At 39.2% G+C, this 23709-nt stretch carries 24 protein-coding genes; 13 read left to right on the top strand and 11 right to left on the bottom strand.

The features are described 5' to 3' along the window. Positions 1-4 precede the first annotated feature (4 nt). The 3 genes from FLJC2902T_RS07150 to FLJC2902T_RS07140 all read right to left on the bottom strand — a co-directional run bounded on the left by FLJC2902T_RS07150 (position 5) and on the right by FLJC2902T_RS07140 (position 1577). Positions 5-334 carry a PadR family transcriptional regulator gene (locus tag FLJC2902T_RS07150; RefSeq protein WP_023579131.1) on the bottom strand — a complete coding sequence of 110 codons (330 nt, stop codon included), beginning with the start codon at positions 332-334 and terminating at the stop codon, positions 5-7. 96 nt (positions 335-430) lie between these two features. Beyond that, complete coding sequence (locus tag FLJC2902T_RS07145; protein WP_023579130.1) at positions 431-883, bottom strand: DUF4870 domain-containing protein; 453 nt, start codon at positions 881-883, stop codon at positions 431-433. Positions 884-1118: 235 nt separating this feature from the next. Further along, entirely contained in the window at positions 1119-1577 is a 459-nt protein-coding gene (locus FLJC2902T_RS07140) for a hypothetical protein (RefSeq protein ID WP_023579129.1), read from the bottom strand. 174 nt (positions 1578-1751) lie between these two features. Between FLJC2902T_RS07140 and FLJC2902T_RS07135 the strand changes: the two genes are divergently transcribed. Continuing rightward, positions 1752-2204, top strand: coding sequence for a DUF4442 domain-containing protein (locus FLJC2902T_RS07135; RefSeq protein ID WP_023579128.1), 453 nt, complete (start codon positions 1752-1754; stop codon positions 2202-2204). A gap of 89 nt (positions 2205-2293) precedes the next feature. Then, on the top strand, positions 2294-3199 hold the full coding sequence (locus FLJC2902T_RS07130) for a TIGR01777 family oxidoreductase (RefSeq protein WP_023579127.1): 906 nt from the start codon (positions 2294-2296) through the stop codon (positions 3197-3199). Positions 3200-3255: 56 nt separating this feature from the next. Here the strand turns inward: FLJC2902T_RS07130 and FLJC2902T_RS07125 are convergent, their stop codons facing one another. Further along, entirely contained in the window at positions 3256-3915 is a 660-nt protein-coding gene (locus FLJC2902T_RS07125; protein WP_023579126.1) for a YceI family protein, read from the bottom strand. A 183-nt stretch (positions 3916-4098) separates the two neighbouring features. Between FLJC2902T_RS07125 and FLJC2902T_RS07120 the strand changes: the two genes are divergently transcribed. The 6 genes from FLJC2902T_RS07120 (at position 4099) to FLJC2902T_RS07095 (ending at position 10307) form a co-directional block, all read left to right on the top strand. Then, complete coding sequence (locus FLJC2902T_RS07120) at positions 4099-4659, top strand: nucleotide exchange factor GrpE (protein WP_023579125.1); 561 nt, start codon at positions 4099-4101, stop codon at positions 4657-4659. A gap of 19 nt (positions 4660-4678) precedes the next feature. Continuing rightward, entirely contained in the window at positions 4679-5806 is a 1128-nt protein-coding gene (dnaJ, locus tag FLJC2902T_RS07115) for a molecular chaperone DnaJ (RefSeq protein ID WP_023579124.1), read from the top strand. A 163-nt stretch (positions 5807-5969) separates the two neighbouring features. Then, positions 5970-6893: an ABC transporter ATP-binding protein gene (locus FLJC2902T_RS07110; RefSeq protein WP_023579123.1), complete on the top strand. Its 924-nt coding sequence runs from the start codon at positions 5970-5972 to the stop codon at positions 6891-6893. Between the two features lie 135 nt (positions 6894-7028). Next, positions 7029-8333, top strand: a complete 1305-nt coding sequence (locus tag FLJC2902T_RS07105; protein ID WP_023579122.1) for an ABC transporter permease — start codon at positions 7029-7031, stop codon at positions 8331-8333. Between the two features lie 87 nt (positions 8334-8420). Further along, positions 8421-9584: a sigma-54-dependent transcriptional regulator gene (locus FLJC2902T_RS07100; RefSeq protein ID WP_023579121.1), complete on the top strand. Its 1164-nt coding sequence runs from the start codon at positions 8421-8423 to the stop codon at positions 9582-9584. A gap of 90 nt (positions 9585-9674) precedes the next feature. Further along, positions 9675-10307 carry a DEAD/DEAH box helicase gene (locus FLJC2902T_RS07095; RefSeq protein ID WP_023579120.1) on the top strand — a complete coding sequence of 211 codons (633 nt, stop codon included), beginning with the start codon at positions 9675-9677 and terminating at the stop codon, positions 10305-10307. A gap of 54 nt (positions 10308-10361) precedes the next feature. Here the strand turns inward: FLJC2902T_RS07095 and FLJC2902T_RS07090 are convergent, their stop codons facing one another. Further along, positions 10362-10967: a hypothetical protein gene (locus tag FLJC2902T_RS07090; protein ID WP_023579119.1), complete on the bottom strand. Its 606-nt coding sequence runs from the start codon at positions 10965-10967 to the stop codon at positions 10362-10364. 12 nt (positions 10968-10979) lie between these two features. Next, on the bottom strand, positions 10980-11474 hold the full coding sequence (locus tag FLJC2902T_RS07085) for an RNA polymerase sigma factor (protein WP_023579118.1): 495 nt from the start codon (positions 11472-11474) through the stop codon (positions 10980-10982). Between the two features lie 511 nt (positions 11475-11985). Between FLJC2902T_RS07085 and FLJC2902T_RS07080 the strand changes: the two genes are divergently transcribed. Beyond that, positions 11986-13290 (top strand): NAD(P)/FAD-dependent oxidoreductase, encoded by a 1305-nt coding sequence (locus FLJC2902T_RS07080; protein ID WP_023579117.1) that lies wholly within the window; start codon positions 11986-11988, stop codon positions 13288-13290. 155 nt (positions 13291-13445) lie between these two features. Continuing rightward, complete coding sequence (locus tag FLJC2902T_RS07075) at positions 13446-14219, top strand: alpha/beta fold hydrolase (protein WP_023579116.1); 774 nt, start codon at positions 13446-13448, stop codon at positions 14217-14219. A 109-nt stretch (positions 14220-14328) separates the two neighbouring features. On the opposite strand, the gene FLJC2902T_RS07070 is transcribed toward FLJC2902T_RS07075, so the two are convergent. Continuing rightward, on the bottom strand, positions 14329-14778 hold the full coding sequence (locus FLJC2902T_RS07070) for an SRPBCC family protein (protein ID WP_023579115.1): 450 nt from the start codon (positions 14776-14778) through the stop codon (positions 14329-14331). A 134-nt stretch (positions 14779-14912) separates the two neighbouring features. Next, complete coding sequence (locus FLJC2902T_RS07065) at positions 14913-15974, bottom strand: DUF3810 domain-containing protein (protein WP_023579114.1); 1062 nt, start codon at positions 15972-15974, stop codon at positions 14913-14915. 197 nt (positions 15975-16171) lie between these two features. Between FLJC2902T_RS07065 and FLJC2902T_RS07060 the strand changes: the two genes are divergently transcribed. Further along, positions 16172-16456, top strand: coding sequence for a (2Fe-2S) ferredoxin domain-containing protein (locus tag FLJC2902T_RS07060; RefSeq protein WP_023579113.1), 285 nt, complete (start codon positions 16172-16174; stop codon positions 16454-16456). 255 nt (positions 16457-16711) lie between these two features. Then, the gene (locus FLJC2902T_RS07055) at positions 16712-18175 is read left to right on the top strand and encodes an aminoacyl-histidine dipeptidase (RefSeq protein WP_023579112.1); all 1464 of its coding nucleotides are present in this window, start codon (positions 16712-16714) and stop codon (positions 18173-18175) included. 90 nt (positions 18176-18265) lie between these two features. Here the strand turns inward: FLJC2902T_RS07055 and FLJC2902T_RS07050 are convergent, their stop codons facing one another. The 3 genes from FLJC2902T_RS07050 to FLJC2902T_RS07040 all read right to left on the bottom strand — a co-directional run bounded on the left by FLJC2902T_RS07050 (position 18266) and on the right by FLJC2902T_RS07040 (position 22335). Further along, the gene (locus FLJC2902T_RS07050; protein ID WP_023579111.1) at positions 18266-19396 is read right to left on the bottom strand and encodes a PepSY-associated TM helix domain-containing protein; all 1131 of its coding nucleotides are present in this window, start codon (positions 19394-19396) and stop codon (positions 18266-18268) included. A 72-nt stretch (positions 19397-19468) separates the two neighbouring features. Further along, positions 19469-21631, bottom strand: coding sequence for a TonB-dependent siderophore receptor (locus tag FLJC2902T_RS07045; RefSeq protein WP_023579110.1), 2163 nt, complete (start codon positions 21629-21631; stop codon positions 19469-19471). A 191-nt stretch (positions 21632-21822) separates the two neighbouring features. Then, positions 21823-22335, bottom strand: coding sequence for a DUF6265 family protein (locus FLJC2902T_RS07040; RefSeq protein WP_035677746.1), 513 nt, complete (start codon positions 22333-22335; stop codon positions 21823-21825). Between the two features lie 135 nt (positions 22336-22470). On the opposite strand from FLJC2902T_RS07040, the gene prfA reads away from it, so the two are divergent. Further along, a complete protein-coding gene (gene prfA / locus FLJC2902T_RS07035) occupies positions 22471-23544 on the top strand; it encodes a peptide chain release factor 1 (RefSeq protein ID WP_023579108.1) in 1074 nt (357 codons plus the stop codon). Positions 23545-23709 lie beyond the last annotated feature (165 nt).

Genomic DNA, 23709 nt, shown 5'->3' with positions numbered 1-23709 from the left:
ACTCTTAGTTTTGGCTGGTTATTATGTTTACGGCATCCGACAATTCCGTCCATGTGCCATTTAATTCTTTTAAAAATTCTTGTCCTTCATCGGTTAAACCGTAATATTTTCTCGGTGGTCCCGAGGTGGATTCTTCCCAACGATAGCTGAGTAATCCGTCATTTTTTAATCGTGTCAGCAGTGGATATACGGTTCCTTCAACTACTAGCAGCTTAGCGTTTTTCAGTGTGTCTAAGATTTCAGAAGTATAAGCATCTTTTTCTTTCAGAACCGATAGGATGCAGAACTCTAAAACCCCTTTACGCATCTGAGCTTTGGTGTTCTCAATGTTCATAGAATTTCTTTTTTTGTGATTAGACTGTTCATTTTTTTGATTTTTTCCGCTACGCTCCAAAGAGTTAGGCTGCGCCTCGGGTGATGATTGATGTTTTTATTTTAAAAATGAGATGCTCATCGGATAACGATAGTTTTCCCCATTGCTCGTTTTTACTGCGGCATATATAATAAGGAAGAATTCCACCACTTTTAATGTGCAAAACAAAAAGAGTGCTGTTGCTGCCACGGTGATTAATCCGGTGCTGTTTCCTGACAGTAATTGCTCAATTTCAAAATTTCCTTCCTCAAATTGATTGAATGTTATGTTATTAAAGACTGCGAATAAAATGCTTGGAATCGCAACTACCGCAAGCAGTAATGAATACAATAACATGCTCAATTGAAAATTCAGTGTTTGTTTTCCGTTGTAATCCACAAATTCCGATTTGTCTTTTCTGAAAGCCCAGATTAAGATCGGGAAAAAGTAATTGCCCAGGGGAATAAAATACTGTGACAGCGTACTCAAGTGTACTAAGGTTGCTGTGTTTTTTTCTGTTACGGTTGTCATGATACTTGTTTGTTTTTTGATTGTTTTTTGATTGATGATTGAAACTCGATTGATGATTGATTGATGATTGAAACTCGATTGATTTGCTTTTTTAAATAATACTATTGATAGGCTATTAATTTCTTATACAAAGATAAGGTTAAAAGAAGATACCTTGCAATACAAAGTACTTAGAATTAACATTTTTTTAACATTTGCTTTTTTGTACTTTTTATAAGTGAAATTGTATAGATTATTATTTCCTGGATTTTACCAGTGTGATTGGTTGTAGGGTAGTTAAAAACTGGCTTTCTATTACCTGACTGTCCTGCAGTATTCTTTCCTCCATTGATTTTTCGCTGCAAACAGGGATGGTTTCTATTGCAATGTCAATTTGATTGTCTTTTGAACTACCAGCTTCTGCGCACTGTTCCGGTGTAATAGTGCTTTCGATTATCTGATTGTTTTCAGCAATAATTTCCTCCATAGTTTTTTGATAGGTAGTAACAACAATCGTTTCAGGAGTACTGTTTGCACTATGAATTTTTCGTCTTTCAATCGAATGAGTACCTTGTGTGTTGCCTGCTAAACCTGCGTCCGATGATACTGTTTGCGCCAAACTGTCTTCTTTAATGAATGATTGCTGCGCTAAAGCTGATATAACATTTGTAAAAGTTAATACAGCGATTCCTAAATAGATGATTGATTTTTTCATGATGATTGATTTTTTAATAATACTATAGATAGACTATTAATTTCTTATACAAAGATAAGGCTAAAAGAAGATACCTTGTAATGCAAAGTACTAATAATTAACATAATTTTAACAATTTAAAATTTAGTATGAATGCCTACTATTTTTTTGTACATTAGCATAAAATCAAGTGTTATGGAGTTTTCGCCCTTAAAATTGAATACCTTTTTGTTTTTTAAATTGCCGTCCGCATTTTGGTGTGGGGTTCGTGTAAAGGAGATTTCGACTCAGAAATGTGTAGCTTCGGTTAAATACCGTTGGTTCAATCAAAATCCTTTTAACTCCATGTATTTTGCGGTTCAGGCTATGGCGGCAGAGCTTACAACCGGCGCTTTGGTAATGTATCAGATTAAAAAAAGCGGAAAGAATGTTTCCATGTTGGTTGCAAACAATAAAGCGAGTTTTACTAAAAAAGCGAAAGGGAGGATCATATTTACTTGTTCCGAAGGGGATTTAATAGCCCAAGCCATTCAAAGAGCAATATCCACCGGGGAAGGACAAACCTTCTGGATGAAATCTGTCGGCACCGATGAAAAGGGCGATCAGGTTTCGGAAATGGATTTCGAATGGAGTATCAAACTGAAGTAAACAAGTAAATTCTGAATAAAAGTTAAACCTACCTTAATTAACATTTATTTTTATCGTTTGCTCTTTAAATTTGTAATAAAAAGCTGAAAATGAAGGTTTTAGTTACAGGCGCGACCGGTTTGATAGGGAAGGAGTTGGTTTCCTTGCTCCTGCAAAACGGAATCATCATTCATTATTTAACCACTTCTGTCAAGAAAGTGGAAAGTGAACCTAACTATCACGGTTTTCTCTGGGATCCTCAAAAAGGAACCATAGATGAGAATTGCCTTCTTGGTGTGGATGCCATTGTGCATCTGGCCGGCGCAAGTATTGCAAAAAGATGGACGGATTCGTACAAACAGGAGATTGTCGAAAGCCGGATTCTGACCACCAATCTTCTTTATAATGTACTGAAAAATAATCCCAATCAGGTCAGACAGATAGTAAGCGCTTCTGCAATTGGAATTTATCCAAGTAGTTTAACCGAAAAATACACTGAAGACAGCAACTCGGTAAGTCCCACTTTTTTGGGTAGCGTTGTTGAAAAATGGGAGGAGGCTTTAGAAAAGTTCCATCGTTTAAATATCAACGTTTGTAAACTGAGAATCGGTTTGGTTTTGGCCAATGAAGGCGGTGCCTTACCGCAAATGGCTAAGCCGATCAAATCCGGTATGGGGGCGGCTTTCGGAACCGGGAAACAAATGCAGTCCTGGATCCATATCCATGATTTGGCGGCGATGTTTTTGTACGCCATTCAGAATAAATGGAGCGGAGTCTATAATGCCGTGGCACCCAATCCGGTAACCAATTCCGAATTAATAAAGACGATCGCCAATGTTTTGGATAAAGATATCATCATGCCTAACGTGCCTCAGTTTTTAATGAAACTGTTTTTGGGTGAAATGCATATGTTGCTCTTCGAAAGCCAAAATGTAAGTGGTCAAAAAGCATTGGATGGCGGATTCCAATTCAAATATAGAATCCTCGAAAAAGCCCTTGATAACTTGTTGGGATAAAAAAAGCACCGAATCTCGGTGCTTCTTAGAATTATAACGTAAGAGTGAATTAATAATTATTTTGTTGCTTTAACGTTGATCTTCACCTGGATCTCGTCATGAATAAATTTGTCTTTCAGGTCATCAAATAAGGATTTTGAAGCATGATTGATGTGCCAATACGTTCTGTTTAACACAAGAGTGTCGCTCTCAAGACTTACCTCGTTGTCGGTAACCTTTATGTCAGCAGGAAAATTAACCGCTTTGGTTACATCCTTTATAGACAAGGCACCGTAAACCACTGTTTTTCCGTTTTCTTCTTCAATTCGTCGAATGACAAAAAAGCCCGTCGGATATTTTTTGATATTAAAAAAATGATCCTGGTCTGCTTTATCTCCAGTTCCTTTCAAATGCGCTTCCAGATCCTCTTTGCCGTCATCGGGTTTTAAATCGGTTACCGTAATGGTACTCATATTGATCGTGAACTTACCGGTAACAATTTTATTGTCTTTTACCGTAAATTCACCATCCTGAAGGTTAACGGTTCCCACATGTTTTCCGCCGGGTTTCGATCCGCCCCAGTTTATTACGGATGAAGTTGTGTTGGCTTTATAAACTACTCCGTCAGCGGTAACCGCAGCCTCAACCGTATCTTTTGATCCGTCGGTTTCAGCCTTTTTACAGGAAACAGAAACCAGAGCAGCAGCAATAAAAAGGCTTAAAACAATTTTTTTCATAGCTATGAATTTTAGGCGTTATACAAATCTATTTATTCGTAATCAAAAACTTCTTAAAATTATACTAAAGTTAGAGAACATTATCCGGCTTTGCAATTTTTAAGTAAAAAAACAAATGACAAATTGACATTTTTTATCGCTTTGGCAATACATTTGCAGTCCAAATAGCGATACAAGAAAATAATGTTCAAAAAAATATTTAAAAATATGGGCCAGGAAAGTACTGAAAACATCGAGAATGAACAGTTGCAAAATGAAAATGTTTCAGAAAACCAGGGGATTGAAAATCCTGAATTAACCGTTGAAGAACAGCTTGAGGAGGATTTAGCAAAAGAAAAAGATAAATTCCTGCGTTTGTTCGCCGAATTTGAAAACTACAAAAAACGTACTTCTAAAGAACGTATGGATTTGTTTAAAACAGCCGGACAAGAGGTTTTACAGTCAATGTTACCGGTGATGGATGATTTCGACAGAGCTATGGTTCAGATCGCAAAAACCGAAGACGAAAATCTTTTGAAAGGTGTGGAATTGATTTACGAAAAATTAAAATCAACCTTAGTTTCAAAAGGATTGGAAGAAGTTGAGGTAAAAGCAGGTGATGCTTTTGATGCCGATTTCGCTGAGGCAATCACTCAAATTCCGGCCGGAGACGATTTGAAAGGAAAAGTGGTGGATGTAGTGGAAAAAGGATATAAACTAGGAGATAAAATTATTCGTTTCCCGAAAGTAGTTATTGGGCAGTAAGCCAAAATAGATCAGACTGATGAAGAAAAGAGATTTATACGAAGTATTAGGAGTTGAACGCGGTGCTACGGCAGAGCAGATAAAGAAAGCCTACCGTAAAAAAGCAATTGAGTTCCATCCCGATAAAAATCCGGGCGACAAAGTGGCGGAAGATAAATTCAAAGAAGCCGCTGAAGCCTATGAAGTTTTAGGCGATGCTGACAAAAAAGCACGTTATGATCAATACGGTCATGCTGCATTTGACGGCGCCGGCGGATTTGGTGGCGGTGGTCACCACATGAACATGGACGATATTTTCAGTCAGTTCGGTGATATCTTCGGAGGTGCCTTTGGTGGCGGTTTCGGAGGTTTTGGCGGAAATGGAGGTGGTCAGCGCAGAATGAAGGGCGGAAATCTTCGCATCAAAGTAAAACTTACCCTTGAAGAAATAGCAAACGGAGTTGAGAAAAAAGTTAAGGTAAAACGTAAAGTTCAGGCTCAGGGTGTTACCTACCGAACTTGTCCGACCTGTCATGGTTCCGGTCAGGTAATGAAAGTTACCAATACGATCTTAGGAAGAATGCAAACCTCTTCACCATGTCATTCTTGTGGCGGAACCGGTCAGATGATCGACACCAAACCATCACAAGCCGATGCGCACGGAATGATTTTGGAAGATGAAACCGTTTCAATCAAAATTCCTGCAGGTGTGGTTGACGGCATGCAGTTAAAAGTTTCCGGAAAAGGAAATGACGCTCCGGGTGCCAACAGTATTCCGGGTGATTTGATTGTCGCCATCGAAGAAGTGGAACACGAGTTCTTAAAACGAGAAGGCGAAAACCTGCATTACGATTTGTACATCAGTTTTGCCGAAGCAGCTTTAGGAACATCAAAAGATATTGAAGCGATTGGCGGAAAAGTCCGAATTAAATTGGAAGAAGGCATTCAGTCCGGAAAAATCCTTCGTCTGAAAGGAAAAGGAATCCCAAGCATCAACAGTTACGGAAACGGTGATTTGCTGGTTCACGTAAATGTTTGGACACCAAAAACGTTATCCAAAGAACAAAAACAATTCTTCGAAAAAGCGTTAACGGATGATAATTTCATTCCGAAACCCGAAAAAACAGACAAGTCTTTCTTCGATAAAGTGAAAGATATGTTTTCATAATTTTTTTGTTGTTATGTTTTTAGCATAGCAATTTTTTTCCCATCCTGATGCAAATCAGGGTGGGTTTTTTGTGTAACAATTTAACACATTCGGTAACTAATGTGTACTTTTACACGCGCAAGGCCAAAAAGGCCAAACGGATGAGATAAATCAAAATTTTACAATGAGTTCAATTCTTGAAGTTAGAAATGTAGTCAAGCAATACGGCGACTATACCGCTTTAAACAGTGTTTCATTACAAGTTCCCCAAGGCAGTATTTACGGACTTCTCGGTCCAAACGGTGCCGGAAAAACATCCTTAATTCGTATTATCAACCAAATTACCATGCCCGATGGCGGTGAAGTGTTTCTGGATGGCGAGAAATTGGCTCCTCATCACGTACAGCATATTGGTTATATGCCCGAAGAACGCGGATTGTATAAAACCATGAAAGTGGGCGAACAGTGTTTGTATCTGGCACAACTAAAAGGATTGTCGCATGCCGATGCCAAAAAACAATTGAAATATTGGTTTGAGAAATTTGAAATCGAAAGCTGGTGGGACAAGAAAATTCAGGAATTGTCAAAAGGGATGGCGCAAAAAGTACAGTTTATTGTTACTGTTTTGCACGAACCGAAACTGTTGATTTTAGACGAACCGTTTTCAGGTTTTGACCCGGTAAATGCTAACCTGATTAAAGACGAAATCATTGAACTGAACAAAAAAGGAACTTCTGTAATCTTCTCAACCCACCGTATGGAAAGCGTCGAGGAAATGTGCGATTATATTGCCCTGATTCACAAATCGAATAAACTGATTGAAGGAAAACTGATCGACGTTAAAAAATCGCACCGAACCAATGCTTACGAAGTGGGTATACTGTCGGATAATGTGGAGCGTTTAATGTATGATCTGACACAAAAATTCCAGTTACAGCAAACCGATTTCAAATCCCTTAACGACGAACTGAAACTGGAAGTACAACTGAACGGTTCAGCACCGAATGAGTTACTGAATATCCTAACGCAAAACGGACAGGTAACGCATTTCGTGGAAAAAATTCCAAGCATCAACGATATTTTTATTCAAACAGTAAGCAATAAATAGACTTCTTAGACTTTCTTAGACTTCTTAGATTTTTAGAAAATCGGGAATTTGCGATAAAAAGCCTAACAATCTAAAACGTCTAATAAATCTAAAATGTCTAACGATCTAAAACGTCTAACAATCTAACAATCTAAAATGTCTGTATTAGCATTAATCATAAAAAGAGAATTCATTGCCAAAGTGCGCAATAAGTCGTTTATCGTAATGACTTTTCTGAGTCCGCTCTTAATTGTCGGGATGTCCTTTTTGATTGGTTATCTGGCCAACATGAACGCGGGTGAAGTCAAAAAAGTGGCCATTCATGACGAATCGGGTCTGTTTAAAAAAGACTTCAAAAATACCAAGGAAACCGCCTATACGGATTTGTCGGCCATACCTTTGAATGTAGCGAAAGATACGGCAAGCAAAAGTTATGAAGGGCTGATTTATATTCCGAAAGTAACCAATCCAAAAGATCTGGCAACAAAAGTGGAATACATTTCAGACGACAGTCCGAGTATGGAATTTATCATGGAAATGGAAGACGTTATCGATCATCAGCTGACCCAAAACAACTTGAAAGAACTGGGTTTTGATTCCGAAAAAATCGACAGTGCTCAGGTGAAATCCGACATCCATTTGGCAAAATTCTCCGGTGAAGACAGTCTGAAAGGATTGAACGAAATCAAAATCGGAATCGGTTCCGCTTTCGGTTATCTGATTATGATGTTCATTATTATCTACGGGAATTTTGTAATGCGAAGCGTTATCGAAGAAAAGACAAATCGTATCATCGAAATCATCATTTCTTCGGTAAAACCATACCAACTGATGATGGGTAAAATCATCGGAAACTCCTTGGCAGGAATCCTTCAGTTCAGTATTTGGGCCATTGTGGGTGGATTACTTTTAGTAGGTGTATCTTCCTTTTTCGGTATTCAGGCCGGAGCAGCTTCTTCGGTAGATCCGGCAATGGTGAACGCAGCGCAGCATGAATTGGGAGGAACCATTCAGATGTATCTCAATGAAATCTGGAATTTACCTATCGGAACATTAATGATCTGTTTCATAGTTTATTTCATCGGAGGCTATTTTCTGTACAGTTCGCTTTATGCCGCAATTGGTGCAGCCGTTGATTCGGAAACCGATTCACAACAATTTTTACTGCCAATCATCATGCCCTTAATGTTGGGTGTTTACGTTGGATTCTTCACGGTTATGGATGATCCGCACGGAACCGTCGCAACCATATTCTCCATGATTCCGTTTACGTCACCTATTGTAATGCTGATGCGAATTCCGTTTGGCGTGCCATGGTGGCAGTTAGCTTTGTCAATGACATTATTGTTTGGAACGTTTTTTGGTGTAGTTTGGTTCGCCTCTAAAATTTACCGTGTCGGTATTTTAATGTACGGTAAAAAACCAACCTGGAAAGAAATGTATAAGTGGCTTAAGTATTAAGTAGCTTAGTGAGTTAGTCGCTAAGTTCGTAATTTGAAAAATCTCAGTAACTTAGTTACTCAGAAACTCAGAAACTGAAAAAAAAAAATGAGTAAAATTTTAATTATCGAAGACGAAGCTTCCATCCGCAGGGTTTTAACTAAAATCTTATCGGAAGAAAGCGACACCTATAAAGTGGACGAAGCCGAGGATGGTCTTCAGGGCTTGGAAAAAATCAAGAACGAAGATTACGATTTGGTTTTGTGCGACATTAAAATGCCCAAAATGGACGGTGAAGAAGTACTCGAAGCCGTTAAAAAAATAAAACCCGAAATCCCGATGGTCATGATTTCCGGTCATGGCGATCTGGAAACGGCTGTAAATACGATGCGTTTGGGTGCGTTTGACTACATTTCAAAACCGCCCGATTTAAATCGGTTGTTAAATACCGTTCGCAACGCTTTAGACAGAAAACAACTCGTAGTGGAAAACAAAATTCTGAAAAAGAAAGTTTCGAAAAACTACGAAATGATAGGTGAAAGCGAACCCATCAATCGTATCAAAGAAATGATTGAAAAGGTAGCGCCAACCGAAGCGCGCGTTTTAATTACAGGTCCCAACGGAACCGGAAAAGAACTGGTAGCTCATCAGATTCACGAAAAAAGCGAGCGTTGTAATGCGCCGTTGATTGAAGTGAACTGCGCGGCAATTCCGAGCGAGCTGATTGAAAGCGAATTGTTCGGTCACGTAAAAGGAGCCTTCACTTCGGCCGTAAAAGACAGGGCTGGGAAATTCGAAGCGGCTGATAAAGGAACCATTTTCCTTGATGAGGTTGGCGATATGAGTTTGTCGGCGCAAGCCAAAGTATTACGCGCTTTACAGGAAAATCTCATTCAGCGAGTAGGAGCGGATAAAGACATTAAAGTCAATGTCCGTGTGGTGGCGGCGACGAATAAAGATCTGAAAAAAGAAATTGCAGAAGGTCGCTTCCGTGAAGATTTATACCATCGTTTAGCGGTGATTCTGATTAAAGTGCCGGCCTTGAACGATCGACGCGATGATATTCCGTTACTGATAAATCATTTCGCCGAAAAAATCGCTTCAGAACAGGGAACAGCGGTTAAAAAATTCTCTTTACCGGCCATTAGATTATTACAGGAATACGATTGGACAGGAAACATCCGCGAACTCAGAAACGTAGTGGAACGCCTTATTATCCTGGGCGGAACCGAAATTTCGGAGGAAGATGTGAAACTGTTTGCGAGTAAATAAATTAATTTAGGGATAAGTGATAAGGCAAAAGTAACTTGAGTAACAAGCACTTTTCACTTATCCCTTTTTCCTTTATCTCTTTTCATAGATATGAAACTAAAAAAAATAAACGAAAAACTGGCTTTAGCCTTAGCGGAAAACGGAATCGAAACGCCAAACGAAGTTCAGAAAGACTCTTTCGGAACTTTGAAAAGCGGAGCCGATGCAGTTGTGATTATGCCCAAAGGTGGTGGAAAATCGACTACGATTGTTTATACGGTGATTCAGAAACTGGAAAAAGCCGTTGGCGAATCCACCCGTGCACTGATTATAGTGAAAGACAAAGAAGACGTTCTGGAAATGGTGGAAATGTTCAAAAAATTTGCCCGCCACACCGATTTGCGCGTTTTCGGTTCGCACGATAAAGGCGACATCGATTATGATAAAAACCAGATTTCACTCGGAGTGGATGTGCTGATCGGTACACCTAACCGAATCAACGCCATGTTTTCTTCGGCCGGTTTTAACATGAACACGGTAAAAATGTTTGTGATTGATGATGCCGATGAACTTTTCAAAATCAGAATGGACACCATTGTATTGCGTTTGTCCAACAGTGTCGAAAAAACACAACGTCTTTTCTTCTCCGAAAACCTGACCGAAAGAGTTGAGGTTCTGGCGGATAAAATCATGCTGGAACCGTTTTTATTCGGCTTGGAAGATTACGAAGAAGAGGAAGAATAAAAAGAAATTAAAGCATATAAAAAAAGCTTCAACACTGTGTTGAAGCTTTTTTTGTTATAAATCGATTTTCTGTAACTCTTCATAATTCTTGTGGAGTCGTCTCAGTAAGAACCCGTAAATCAAACGGTAAAACAACCATACAATTAGCAGAATAAGGAGTAAGGATACCAGTAACAATATACTTGCGCCCACTACAATCTTCATTTCCTGATGCGTGTCGATAAGTAGCATTTTTACCTGGGAACCAATAATCAACAGTCCAGCCAAAAATACATAGGCAATATTGAAGAAAATATAGTAAGTCACTGTTTTTCTCGTTTTCAAAATACTCTCCATCAGTTTTTTTGTGGTGGATGTAGAGGATATGGATTGGAAATTCCTGTAAAATAAATAGATAAAGAAAGCCGCAACAGCATAACTCACATAATCCGAATAGTGAACAAAAGTTCCCACCCATCCTAATTTCGGATCAAAATCATTCGGAAGTAAAAAGCTCAATGAATTCAAAGCAATAAATTCAATGATACTGATGATAAAAATCCATTTTACGATTGAGGACGATTTTTTATGCAACATGCCATAAATCTCCTGTTCCGAAATTTTCGGAAACTGCGGTTCGTTTTTTTTCCAGTCCTTTTTTAATAAATCTAACTCGTCCATATTTCCTTTTCCTTAGGGATTTACTATTCGTTTTAATTTTCCTTTAATCCTGTTCATTTTTACCCTTGCATTCACTTCGCTAATCCCAAGTGTTTCGGCAATCTCGGTATAATCCTTATCCTCGAGATACATGAAAACCAAAGCTTTTTCAATGTCGTTCAGCTGATGCACCGCTTTGTACAACAACTTGATCTGTTCTTCCTCTTCGTAGTTGTAATCGTCGTGGGTAAACCGGTGAATCGTACTGTCAAATTCGATCGTATTAATCGATTTGGTTTTCTTCCGGTACAGCGTAATGGCTGTATTCAGCGCCACACGATACGCCCAGGTGGTGAATTTCGAATCGCCCCGAAACTGCGGGAATGCCTTCCAAAGCTGAATGGTAATTTCCTGAAACAAATCCTTATGCGAATCTTCATCAGAAGTATACAGCCTACAAATCTTGTGGATAATATTCTGATGTTCTTTTAATTGCGAAACAAACGATTGCTCTAAACTCGAATTCATAAAACATTAGTGTTACATTTTAACCGATTGTTACAAATTAGCATTTTTTTATTTTTTTGGAGCATCACTTTCGGGCATTTTTTGAGCCATGTTCCCGCTTTCCGTTGCAATCCGTCAATGCGAGCTTGCGTTGCAATCTCCCAACGCCGGGATTTCCACTGCAATCGGGGCTAAGGGAAAACTATAGGCTTCTTTTAAACTTTTGGTTTTTTAGTGAACGCATATACCCCGGATTTTTTTCGATTTAGACCTGACAGGTTTCTAAAACCTGTCAGGTCTAAAGGTTTATCTTCACTCTTTTCGCCCCTTTGTGTCTTCTCCGTGTCTCTTTGTGAAACAATTTTAATGAAACGCAAATATCACAAATGCATGTATGAGGATTTTTAGCAATTTTTTCCCTTCTCTATTTTCTGTTTTTCCTTTTCTCTTATCCCTTTTCCCTTTTTTCACATCTCTTCTCCCCACTTTCTTCGTAACTTAGCAATTCAGTAACTCAGCTACTCAAAAGAAAATGAATATTCCCCGTTCAAGTTTCCCGCGCATTGTCATAATTGGTGGCGGATTTGCCGGAATTTCACTGGCAAAAAAACTTAAAAATAAAAACGCACAGGTTGTCCTTTTGGACAAACACAACTACCATACATTTCAACCTTTATTGTATCAGGTAGCCACAGGCGGATTGGAAGCAGGTTCTATTGCCTATCCTATCCGAAAAGTAGTTCAGGATTATGAAAACTTCTATTTCCGACTAGCCAACGTGAAGGGAATCGATACCGAAAACAAAAAAGTCCTGGCCGACATCGGAGATTTGTATTACGATTATCTCGTGATTGCCACCGGTTCTAAAACCAATTATTTCGGCAACAAGGAAATCGAGAGTTTCAGTATGGCCATGAAAACCATTCCGCAGTCGCTCAACATCCGCAGTCTGATTTTAGAGAATTTCGAACAGGCACTGCTCACTAACGATATCAATGAACGGAACGCACTGATGAATTTCGTAATCGTGGGAGGCGGACCAACAGGAGTGGAGTTAGCCGGCGCTTTAGCCGAAATGAAAAAAGCCATACTTCCCAAAGACTATCCGGATCTGGATATCCGCAATATGGGTATTCATGTGATTCAGGGTAGCGCTCGGTTGCTGGATGCGATGTCGGTCAAATCATCACAAAAAGCAGAAGATTTTCTACACGGTTTGGGTGTAAGCATCTGGAAAAACGTACACGTAACCAATTACGACGGAAGAACCGTAACCACAAGCTCCGACCTAACATTCGAAACCGCAACGGTAATCTGGGCCGCAGGAGTAAAAGGTGCATTGATAAACGGACTGAAATCGGAATCCTTCATAGAACGCGCCGACAGGATTAAGGTCAACGAATTCAATCAGGTATTGGGGTACGATAACATTTTCGCGATTGGAGATATCGCCGTTATGGCTTCCGAAAAAAATCCGCAGGGACATCCCATGATGGCACAACCGGCCATGCAACAGGGAAATCTGTTAGCGGAAAACCTGATTAGGAAACTGCAAAACAAGGCAATGAAACCATTCGTGTACAACGACAAAGGTTCGATGGCCACCATAGGAAGAAACAAAGCCGTGGTGGATTTGCCCAGATGGCATTTTCACGGTGTTTTCGCCTGGCTCGTGTGGATGTTTGTCCATCTGTTTTCGCTCATCGGATTCAAAAACAAAGCGGTTGTACTGATGAACTGGATCTACAATTACATCAAATTCGACCGAGAAGGACGTTTAATCATCCGCCCATATAAAAAGAAAAACATTCAGAGTTTTACAAGTGACGAAATTTAAGAAGGCTGTCTAAAAGAAAATAAACGTCTTTTTTGTCATTTCGACCAACGGGAGAAATCTTATGATCAATATTTTAAAATTATGAGATTTCTCCTTTCGACGGAATGATATCCTTTCTAGACGACCTCGTCACCAATTTTATGACAAAATAAAACATGCAAACAAATACTAAATTTTCCCCCGAAGCAATAGCCATAAAAAGAATAGACAATTATCCCGGAAGACCAACAATCATATTCCTGCACGATTCATTAGGTTGTATCGAATTGTGGAGGGATTTTCCCGAAAAATTGGGAGCGTTAACAAATTGCAACGTATTAGTTTATGATCGCCAGGGTTACGGAAAATCATGCCCGTTTTCATATACAAAGCGTGATAATTATTACTTGGAACTGGAAGCGGATATTCTAAACCAACTGCTGAGTTTTTGGAATATTGACAATGTGATACTGTTTGGACACAGTGATGGAGGTTCCATCGCATTGCTTACGGCAGCAAAGTATCCGGAGAAAATTTCAGGGGTTATTACCGAAGGCGCACACGTTTTTGTAGAAGAGGTTACACTCAACGGTATTAAAGAAGCTATCGAACTTTATAAGACAACCGACTTAAAGTCAAAATTGCAGAAATACCACGGTGACAATACCGGGGAAATGTTTTGGGCGTGGGCGGGAACCTGGACTTCAGACGAGTTCAAGTCTTGGAATATTGAACGTTTTTTGCCTTCAATTCAATGTTTTTTATTGGTTATACAGGGTCGGGATGACGAATACGGTACTTTGGAACAGGTGAAGACCATCAGCACTAAAATAGCCGGAAAATCTTCCGAATTGGTCATTCCAAACATAAAACACACACCGCACAAGGAAGCGCCGGAACTTGTTTTGGATAAGTCTACTGAATTTATCAATCAATTATTAGCAAATTGATATTGGAGGATTTTTTTTATTGAAGTTAGGGTATATAAAAAAGGTTTCAGGTAAAACTGAAACCTTATATTTTTAAAATCGCAGTTGCGACTGTTTTTAATTGAAAATTTTAAGCATCCGGAATTTCGGGTTCAACCAGTTTCGTCAGTTTGTCTAAAGAATCTTGCCAGCCTAAATAACACATTTCAACTGGAATGACCGAAGGTATTCCTTCCTGCAGCACTTTTAATTCGGTACCACCAATAACTTCCCGCAACCAAACGGAAGTAATCATTTCTCCGGGAAGGTTCGGATCATCAAATTTATCGGTATACTTTAAAAATTCATTGGGTTTGATCTCGATATATTTTCCCCCAAAGGAGTGACTGTTGCCGGTTGAAAAATTATGAAATGACATTTTATAAGTTCCCCCAACAGACACATTCATTTCATGCACGGTACAAAGGAAACCATAAGGAGGAATCCAGGATGCAAGCGCATTGGCTTCGGTAAAGGCACGGTAAACTTTTTCGGGAGAGGATTTGAGGACTCTGTGTAACGATACGCTGTTATCTGCCATAAAATTAATTTGTATTATTTCCTACTCGTTTGGCTTTTGGGTTCCGCCCGTTTTTAATGGTCGCTGCTCCATTTGACCAATAAAGTTAATGATTTTCAATTAGATATGTGCTGGTTTTTTTAAGACAGCATAACTTAAAGTTTATTGTTCTTATAGTAATTTACCATAATTCCAACGAATTTGCTGTACCCTTCCAAACCGTCTTTCTGTTGGTTCACTTTCAGGAAATTGTCATAAAATGTATGGAAAATCACATCGATAAATGTTTGATGACTGTCCCAGAATTCCTCGGTTTCTTCAAAGTTTTTCAGGATTCCGGGATGAATTAACGGCAGCAATGGTTCGGCAGCACCTTCTTCAAAATTTTCCAGATTCCCCAAGCAGTAGCGCAATGCATACGCATAACCGCAGTATTTGAAATAAATGTCGTCGTTGTAAATCGTAGCCATATAACCGATGAAATTGGCTTCGCTTTCCGGGCCAATACCAATCTGATGCGCCATTTCGTGTCCGGTTGTAGTTGTGAAATTATGCAACGGGATGAGGTTGTTCACCTGAGCTTCATTGGTAAACGGATTCAGATACCCGCCGAAACCCATATATGTAAGTGGCGTACTTAACAGTGAAGGTTTAACGGAATGTTTTTCATACTTAAGATATGGAAATGCCTTTGCCAGATTGTCATAACCGTTTTGTGTTTTCTCGAAAATTTGTTCCCGGTTAAATGGAAGAACAACTTTTACAGTATCATTTTTAACCAATTGCGAATGAATGGAGTTTGTTTTTAAAATCATCAGTTTGGTGAAAGCCAGCAATTCCTCCTGAGTGTATTCGCGTTCAATCTTTAGTTTTTCATACATCGGAACCCGCAAATAATTCATCGCCCATAGAAGGTTGAAGAAAAAATAAAATACCGATACAAATCCCAAAAGGGATAAAAGATTCGATTTCCACTGCGATTTCCATGTTTTTCGTTGTTTCCAGAACCACCGAAGCAAAAAGAAAATGGCGATACAATAAATAAGATCTCCTACAGAAAACGGAATTTTCCCCAACGTGATTCTAGAAATTCTGGCTAAAGGCGGGTAAAACCCGTTGCTGTAATAACGCTCCACTGTCTCCGGAAAAAAGGAAAGAATCTTTAATCCGATCAATTGAAAGACGAGAAAAAGCGGTAAAATCAGTTTTCGGTTCATGGAGAAAATTTTGATAAAGATAGAAAATAGATGATAGAAAATAGAAAATAGAGAATAGACGAGAATCAAGAGACAAGAAACGAGAAACAAACATAATATGATGATAAAACCGTCTTGACTCTTTGTTCTTGGTTCTGTTTTCAAATCCAAAGACTTGTCGTAAATTTGTAATAAGCAGGAATTAAGAAAAGAGTATTATGAAAAGTTTAGATATTCCGAAAAAAGTCATTCTCTTCTGTGACGGAAGCAAATGCGGAAAGCCCAACAAACACAACCGAAAAGTGTTTCGAGGACTCATAAAACAAACCGAAATGAAAGGCGATGTCGTGATGATGAAAATTCAATGCACCGATAATTGTAAGTGCGCTCCTGTGATAGGTTTTCAGCCTGATAATGTTTGGTATGGCGAAGTGTCCGAAAAAAAAATACCGCAACTTTTCGAGGAGCACGTGGCACATGAGAAACTACTGAATCACGAATAATTTCTGCTGAAAAATACTTAAGAAAAAACGTTTTTGATTAAAGTTATAAAAAAATAAGTAGGATTTTTTAACTTTTTTAAACACAGATTTCACGAATTTTCACAAATTAATCTGCGTAAATTAGTGAAATCTGTGTTTAATGTGTAAAGATGTCCGCTTAATCTTTACCACGAAAATTACTCCACATTCTGATCTCCAAAGTGGTAAAACTTCGTAACTTTGGGACTTTGAAAAAAACAACATTAAATAAAAAATATGAGCCAGGAAGTAAGAAACCTTGAGCCTAAACAGCTTTGGAATAAATTTGCCGACCTGAATGCCGTGCCGCGTCCCTCTAAAAAGGAAGAGCGCGTAATCGCATTTATGATGGATTTCGGAAAAAAACTAGGTCTTGAAACCATTAATGATGAAGTAGGAAACGTAATCATCAGAAAACCGGCTTCGGCAGGAATGGAAAACCGTAAAACCATAGTGATGCAGTCGCATTTGGATATGGTGCACCAAAAAAACAACGACACTGTTTTCGATTTTGATACACAGGGAATTGAAATGTATGTGGACGGGGACTGGGTTCGCGCCAAAGGAACTACACTTGGTGCCGATAACGGTCTTGGAGTAGCAACCATCATGGCGATTTTAGAAAGTACAGAGATCAAACACCCGGCTATCGAAGCGTTATTCACTATTGATGAAGAAACGGGAATGACCGGAGCGATGGGCTTAAAAGGCGGTTTGCTTAACGGTGAAATCCTTTTGAATTTAGATACGGAAGAAGATGATGAGATCGGCATTGGTTGTGCCGGTGGCGTGGATGTTACGGCAACCCGTCAGTATAATGAGGAAGAAGTTCCGCAAGATTCAGTAGGTTATACCATTACCGTTAAAGGTTTAAACGGAGGGCACTCCGGAATGGATATCGATAAAGGTTTAGGGAATGCCAACAAAATAATGAACCGTTTGTTGTTCGACGGATTTGAAAACTTCGGTTTGCAGATTTCGGAAATTAACGGAGGAAGTCTGCGTAATGCAATTCCGCGTGAAAGCGTTGCTAAAGTGATCATTGCCGGAATGTACGATGAGGCTTTCGTGTTTGATATGCAGGAAGTAATTAACGATATTAAATTCGAGTATAAAACGACTGAGAAAAACCTAACCATTGAAATCGTAAAATCCGATTTACCTTCAAAAGTAATGGATTTGGGAGTCCAGGAAGGTTTGTTACGTGCAGTTTATACGGCTCATAACGGAGTTTACAGAATGAGTGCCGATATGGAAAATCTGGTGGAAACGTCCAACAATATTGCCCGTGTGATTGTGAAAGACGGAGAGATTTCGATTCAGAATTTAACACGTTCTTCTGTTGAATCGTCTAAGTTTGATTTGGCGAATGCATTACGTTCGGCTTACGAATTGTTTGGCTGCGAAGTGACGGTTACCGGTTCTTACCCGGGTTGGACACCTAATGTGACCTCTCCGATTTTAGATGTGATGGCATCCATCTATGAAAAACAAAACGGTTCCAAACCGAATGTCGCTGCTTGTCACGCCGGATTAGAATGCGGAATCTTAGGAACTAATTATCCGGATATGGACATGATTTCCTTCGGTCCAACCATCAAAGGAGCACACAGCCCGGATGAAAGAGCTTCGATTTCTTCAGCTCAGAAATATTGGAAATTCGTCCTTGAGATTTTGGAGAGTATTCCGGTGAAAAATTAAGCTGAAATTAGTTTTCAGAATATAGTAAAAAAGGCTTTTCGTAATTGAAAAGCCTTTTTTTATCTGCAAAATCTGCGGGATTTTTAATTTTTAAGCTTTACCTTTCTTCTTTCTTCCCCACCAAATCAGAAATCCGGTAACCGGCAAACTCGCAATCAGTAAACTAATCAGGAAAGCGAATATTTTTCCGGGTAAACCCAAAATGGCTCCGGTGTGAATGTCGTAATTCATACGCATTACCTTATCGGAATTAGTTGTTGTGGGATAACGTCCCCAAACATGATTGACCTGTTTTTCTTTTAAGGTATACTGATCATAGTAACGGTAGTCTATTTTCCAGTACGTTCCGGCTTCCGGATTTGCGTTGGCAGCAATTGATGAGCTGTCCGTTTCCGGAGGATGTACCTCGATGGATTTTGCTGTCGGATATTCCTTTTGCATCATCAGCCAGGCTTTGTCCAACGGATTGGCGATTTTAGCATCTGCAGTTTTAGGTCGCACGGAAACCGGATCCTCGTAAATTAAGGATTTTTCGCCTCCCATCGCCGTGTAATAACAATACGCAAACCAAGGGAAACCCCAAACCAAACCCGTTACGGCAAAAATTAGTGCGATACTCATCACGTAAAAACCTGTGATATTGTGCAAGTCGTAATTTCTTCGTTTCCATTTTAAACTCTCCTTCCATTGAAACCAAAAACGTTGTTTGGCTGCTTTTCTGTTTTTCGGAAACCAAAGGATGAAACCACTGATGATCATCAGAACAAAAATCAGGGTAGCAGTCGCCACAACAGTTTGACCGATTTCTTGCGGTAACCATAAATAAAAATGGCCGTCTAAAATGAAAGGGAAGAAGCCTTTGTCCAAATCAATGGTTTTGATTATTTTTCCGTTATACGGATTCATGTAAACCGTATAATAATAACGAGGTTCATTATTGAAAAAGATACCTTCCGCAGCTTCTTCAGGACCATTATATTCTATAGCGTGCAAATGTTTGTTTGGAAGTTCTTTTTGAGCAATTTTCTGTAATTCAGATGGTAGCATATAAGGAGCATCCTGTTTGTCGATAAAACGGTAATCTTCGATCATGTCCTTGATTTCCATCTGAAACGCATAAATACATCCGGTGATGGCAATAATAAATACGATAATACCGGAAGCCAGCCCTAGCCAAAGATGTATTTTTCGGATTGCTTTTTTTAAAATGTTGTTTTTCATTCTTCAACGATAAAAACTCCCCACCGAAATGAGGAGTCTGATTTAAACTAAACTAACACAAATCATTTATTATTAAAATCTATAGGTTAAACCGGCAGTTAAGCTTCTTAATTTTTGAGGCGTAACGGTTGACCAACCCGAATAGTATTTTTCGTTTAGAAGGTTGTTCACTTTTAAGGAAATGTTGAATTTGTCGTTGTTATAACACAAAGCCGAATTTAAAATAGTGTAATCCGGTAATTCAAACGTACCTATGTTGGCTCTGTTTAAGGTTTTGTATTCGCTGGCATAATTTCCTCCGAATCCAATTCCGAATCCTTTTAAGTTACCCGCCACAAAAGTGTAATTAGCCCATAAGTTTACTAAATTTTCCGGTCCGGCTTCTTCGGGACGCAAACCTAAATAGCCATCTCCGGGATTATCTTTAGTCACTTCGCTGTCATTATAGCCATAACCTGCAATGATATTTAAACCTTTCGTCGGATTAGCCGTAAGACTGATTTCAACACCTTTACTGTTTACTTCACCACCCTGAATTGAGTTGTTGATGTTGTTCGGATCGGTCATCAATCGGTTCTTCACATCGATGTTGTAATAGCTGATCGAACCTGAAATAATGTCTTTGTACAGATTTGTTTTTAAACCAAATTCATATTGGTTGGCGTGCTCCGGGTCAAAAGATTTCATTCTCGGGTTGGAACCGTCAACATCGGCAACCTGTTGTGGTGCTACGTTGACAAAACCATTCATGTAGTTACCGAAAGCCGATAATTTGTTCTCTATGATTTGATAGACGGCACCAAATTTTGGTGAAAAACTGGTTTGGCTGCTGATTTCGTCAGTTGACCAATATGCGGTTTTTCCTTTAAATACATCACCACGGATACTGGCCATAACAGAAAGTTTATCAGTAATATTCAATACATTTGAAACATAAGCACTGATGATTTCAGTTTCTGCCGTCGAGTTACCTTCGAAGGAACCAACCAAAAGATTGTCTACACCGGCTTGGGTTAAATCGCCTGTATCCGTTTGGTTTACTAAAGAAACAGTTCCGTTGCCAACCCAACCTGTGCTTCCGTTGAAAATATCGGATTTGAAGTAGTCAAGTCCGGCCACTAAGCGATTTCTTAATTTTCCGATTTTGAAATCACCGATGAAATTTTGTTGGATATCAGTAGTCAATGTTTCACCGTTTCTTTTTGAGATAAATCGGGTAAACTCATCGCCATTGGCAGAATCCCATAAATAGGAGTAGTAGCCACTGGTTTTGCTGTTACTTCTGGATAAGACAGTTTGTGATGTCCATTGATCCGATAATTTATAAATCATCAGAGCCTGTAAATTATACGTCGGATTGCTGATGGATAACTCATTTGAAGTATAGGATTTCTTATAACTTCTTTCAAAAAGATCCATTGAGTTAAAAGACAACGGAGAATATCTGCTTAAGAAAATCATCGGTGCATTAGCTGATGTTCTTTCGTAGAATTCGGTATTGATTAAAAAGGATAGTTTGTCGGTAACCCTGTAATTCAAAGAAGGAGCGATGAAGAATGATTTTCCGAAACCGGCATCCTGAAAAGAATTTTCCTTTTGGTAGGCTGTGTTTACTCTGAAATCAACATCTTTATTTATGGGGAGATTTACATCGGCGGTAACTCTGTCCATCCCGTACGTCCCGGCATTATAGCCAATTTCACCACCAAATTTTGAATGTGGTTTTTTGGTCACTATGTTGATTAATCCGCCGTAAGAAATCAGACTGCTGCCATATAGAGTTCCCGACGGGCCTTTTATGACTTCGATATTATCTACGTTTAACGGATCAATAGTCCCGTTGTTGATGCCGGGAAATCCATTAATCATCGTTGGTTGAGTGGCAAATCCTCTAACAATGTAAAATTCGGCACCGTCACCGCCACGACCGGTCGACTCCCAAAGTCTTGCTACTCCGGTGGCATTTTTTAGAGCGTCATTAAAATTGGTTACAACTTGCTCTTTTAATAATTCGCTTGTAACCGTATTGTAAACTTGTGGGTTTTCAATGTTGGTTAACGGCATTTTTGAAACGGTAGTACTCTTTTCTCTTTTGTATTTATGAGTGTTTCCGTTAACAATAACTTCATTTAATGTCTTGATGGAATCTTTTTTTGTTTCCTTTTCCTGAGCAAGAAAAGACGTGCTGACAAATAGCGCACTTACGGTTAAGTAAAATAATTTCGCAGTTTTCATTTTTATTTAGAATAAATTAAAATAATATTTTACCGCAAAACTATTTTCTAATTTCGAAAAACACAAGATTTATTTAGACTTATTTAAAATAAAATTGTGATATTTTTATTACGTGTTGAAAATGAATTAGTTATAAAGAAAAAGCCCCGCTGATTGCGAGGCTTTTTAAAATTTTCGTTTCTTTTTTGGATTTAACGCTTCTTCATAGCAAATAGTTCCTTGCTTATTTTTCCGTCTTTCATTCCGGAAATTTCAGCAACTAAACTGTCAGATGAAATCTTGTTATAAGTAATCTTGTTAGGAAAATCATGTTTCGGATTTTCAAAAACCAACTGATCATCATCCGCGGCAGTCAGATAGAAAGCTACCGTTTCGTTGTTGTTTTGTCCTTTAACGGTCACTTTGTAGAACAAACTGTCGTTCTTTTGTTCCAAAACCACATTTTCCTGAAAAACAGTGTCCACTTCAACGGTTACGAAATTTTTTCCGATAAAAGTACTGTCGTTTTCCTGTTTCCAGGTCTCGGTTAAATTGCCTTCCGCAGAAGTATTTCCCCATTCTCCCAAAAGCCAGTCTGCTTTTTCAAGCTGTTCGTAGTCTTTGGTTACAATCTCTTCCGGTTCACCAATCTGTAGTGAACTCTCTTTCTTTTGGTTACAGGCCACAAACGCAATTGCAGCTAAAGTAACAGTGAATTTTTTCATTTTCATTCAAGATTTTTAACGGGATAAAGGTAGATAAATTGAATAATATTTTGCAAAAAAAGAGATGTTGTTTTTTAGCTGTTTTTTGAACCTATTTTTTTTGTAATTTTGCACCCGAAAACAGCGTATAGAATTATGTTAGACAGACTGCAATATGTGAAACAGCGTTTTGACGAGATCTCGGATTTGATTATCCAACCCGATGTTATCGCCGACCAAAAGCGTTATGTTCAGCTTAATAAAGAATATAAAGATTTGAAAGCCTTGGTTGAAAAACGCGAGGAATACATCAATGTCGACGGAAATATTAAAGAAGCCCAGGAAATCATTGCCGATGGTTCTGATGCCGAAATGGTGGAAATGGCCAAAATGCAACTGGAAGAAGCCAAAGAGCGTTTGCCGCAACTGGAAGAGGAAATCAAATTCATGTTGATCCCGAAAGACGCCGAAGATGCCAAAAACGTAATGGTGGAAATCCGTGCCGGTACCGGTGGGGATGAAGCTTCCATTTTTGCGGGCGATTTGTTCCGTATGTACACTAAATATTGCGAAAGCAAAGGATGGAGAACTTCTGTAGTGGATATGAACGAAGGGACTTCGGGCGGATTCAAAGAGGTGATTTTTGAAGTGACCGGAGAAGACGTTTACGGAACTTTAAAATTCGAAGCGGGTGTTCACCGTGTTCAGCGTGTACCGCAAACCGAGACGCAAGGACGTGTGCACACTTCCGCAGCGACGGTTATGGTACTTCCGGAAGCCGAAGAATTCGACGTACAAATCGACATGAACGACGTTCGTGTGGATTTCTTCTGTTCATCAGGTCCCGGTGGTCAGTCGGTAAATACGACAAAATCGGCCGTGCGTTTAACACACATCCCTACCGGATTGGTGGCACAATGTCAGGATCAGAAATCACAACATAAAAATAAAGACAGAGCGTTAGAGGTTTTGCGTTCCCGTTTGTACGAACAGGAATTGGCGAAAAAGCAAGCGGAAGATGCCGTAAAGCGTACTTCGCAAGTTAGTTCAGGTGACCGTTCTGCAAAAATTAGAACCTACAATTATTCGCAAGGTCGTGTAACCGATCACCGAATTGGTTTAGACGTTTTTGATATGGATGGGGTTATGAATGGTAAAATCCAAAAATTTATTGACGAACTCCAGTTGGTCAACAATATGGAAAAACTGAAAGAAAGCGACGTTTTCTAATAGAAAAAAGAGCAAAGAGAATAGAAAAAGATGCCATACTGAACTTGTTGATGTATGGTATTTTTTTTGGAGCGAATGGCTTGGGCCTTTTTGGAATCCATTTTCCCGCTTTCCGCTCTGCGAGGCGCCGCTCCAATCGGGGCTAGACCGGAAACCATTTGAATT

The organism is Flavobacterium limnosediminis JC2902, assembly GCF_000498535.1.
Lineage (GTDB): Bacteria > Bacteroidota > Bacteroidia > Flavobacteriales > Flavobacteriaceae > Flavobacterium > Flavobacterium limnosediminis.
The sequence above is the reverse complement of the archived record's forward strand: the minus strand, read 5'-3'. Positions and strand labels throughout refer to the sequence as shown.

Bases quoted from the DNA above. Each gene is read 5' to 3' on its own strand.
- FLJC2902T_RS07150 (WP_023579131.1), bottom strand. From the start codon at position 334: ATGAACATTGAGAACACCAAAGCTCAGATGCGTAAAGGGGTTTTAGAG.
- FLJC2902T_RS07145 (WP_023579130.1), bottom strand. From the start codon at position 883: ATGACAACCGTAACAGAAAAAAACACAGCAACCTTAGTACACTTGAGT.
- FLJC2902T_RS07140 (WP_023579129.1), bottom strand. From the start codon at position 1,577: ATGAAAAAATCAATCATCTATTTAGGAATCGCTGTATTAACTTTTACA.
- FLJC2902T_RS07135 (WP_023579128.1), top strand. From the start codon at position 1,752: ATGGAGTTTTCGCCCTTAAAATTGAATACCTTTTTGTTTTTTAAATTG.
- FLJC2902T_RS07130 (WP_023579127.1), top strand. From the start codon at position 2,294: ATGAAGGTTTTAGTTACAGGCGCGACCGGTTTGATAGGGAAGGAGTTG.
- FLJC2902T_RS07125 (WP_023579126.1), bottom strand. From the start codon at position 3,915: ATGAAAAAAATTGTTTTAAGCCTTTTTATTGCTGCTGCTCTGGTTTCT.
- FLJC2902T_RS07120 (WP_023579125.1), top strand. From the start codon at position 4,099: ATGTTCAAAAAAATATTTAAAAATATGGGCCAGGAAAGTACTGAAAAC.
- dnaJ (WP_023579124.1), top strand. From the start codon at position 4,679: ATGAAGAAAAGAGATTTATACGAAGTATTAGGAGTTGAACGCGGTGCT.
- FLJC2902T_RS07110 (WP_023579123.1), top strand. From the start codon at position 5,970: ATGAGTTCAATTCTTGAAGTTAGAAATGTAGTCAAGCAATACGGCGAC.
- FLJC2902T_RS07105 (WP_023579122.1), top strand. From the start codon at position 7,029: ATGTCTGTATTAGCATTAATCATAAAAAGAGAATTCATTGCCAAAGTG.
- FLJC2902T_RS07100 (WP_023579121.1), top strand. From the start codon at position 8,421: ATGAGTAAAATTTTAATTATCGAAGACGAAGCTTCCATCCGCAGGGTT.
- FLJC2902T_RS07095 (WP_023579120.1), top strand. From the start codon at position 9,675: ATGAAACTAAAAAAAATAAACGAAAAACTGGCTTTAGCCTTAGCGGAA.
- FLJC2902T_RS07090 (WP_023579119.1), bottom strand. From the start codon at position 10,967: ATGGACGAGTTAGATTTATTAAAAAAGGACTGGAAAAAAAACGAACCG.
- FLJC2902T_RS07085 (WP_023579118.1), bottom strand. From the start codon at position 11,474: ATGAATTCGAGTTTAGAGCAATCGTTTGTTTCGCAATTAAAAGAACAT.
- FLJC2902T_RS07080 (WP_023579117.1), top strand. From the start codon at position 11,986: ATGAATATTCCCCGTTCAAGTTTCCCGCGCATTGTCATAATTGGTGGC.
- FLJC2902T_RS07075 (WP_023579116.1), top strand. From the start codon at position 13,446: ATGCAAACAAATACTAAATTTTCCCCCGAAGCAATAGCCATAAAAAGA.
- FLJC2902T_RS07070 (WP_023579115.1), bottom strand. From the start codon at position 14,778: ATGGCAGATAACAGCGTATCGTTACACAGAGTCCTCAAATCCTCTCCC.
- FLJC2902T_RS07065 (WP_023579114.1), bottom strand. From the start codon at position 15,974: ATGAACCGAAAACTGATTTTACCGCTTTTTCTCGTCTTTCAATTGATC.
- FLJC2902T_RS07060 (WP_023579113.1), top strand. From the start codon at position 16,172: ATGAAAAGTTTAGATATTCCGAAAAAAGTCATTCTCTTCTGTGACGGA.
- FLJC2902T_RS07055 (WP_023579112.1), top strand. From the start codon at position 16,712: ATGAGCCAGGAAGTAAGAAACCTTGAGCCTAAACAGCTTTGGAATAAA.
- FLJC2902T_RS07050 (WP_023579111.1), bottom strand. From the start codon at position 19,396: ATGAAAAACAACATTTTAAAAAAAGCAATCCGAAAAATACATCTTTGG.
- FLJC2902T_RS07045 (WP_023579110.1), bottom strand. From the start codon at position 21,631: ATGAAAACTGCGAAATTATTTTACTTAACCGTAAGTGCGCTATTTGTC.
- FLJC2902T_RS07040 (WP_035677746.1), bottom strand. From the start codon at position 22,335: ATGAAAAAATTCACTGTTACTTTAGCTGCAATTGCGTTTGTGGCCTGT.
- prfA (WP_023579108.1), top strand. From the start codon at position 22,471: ATGTTAGACAGACTGCAATATGTGAAACAGCGTTTTGACGAGATCTCG.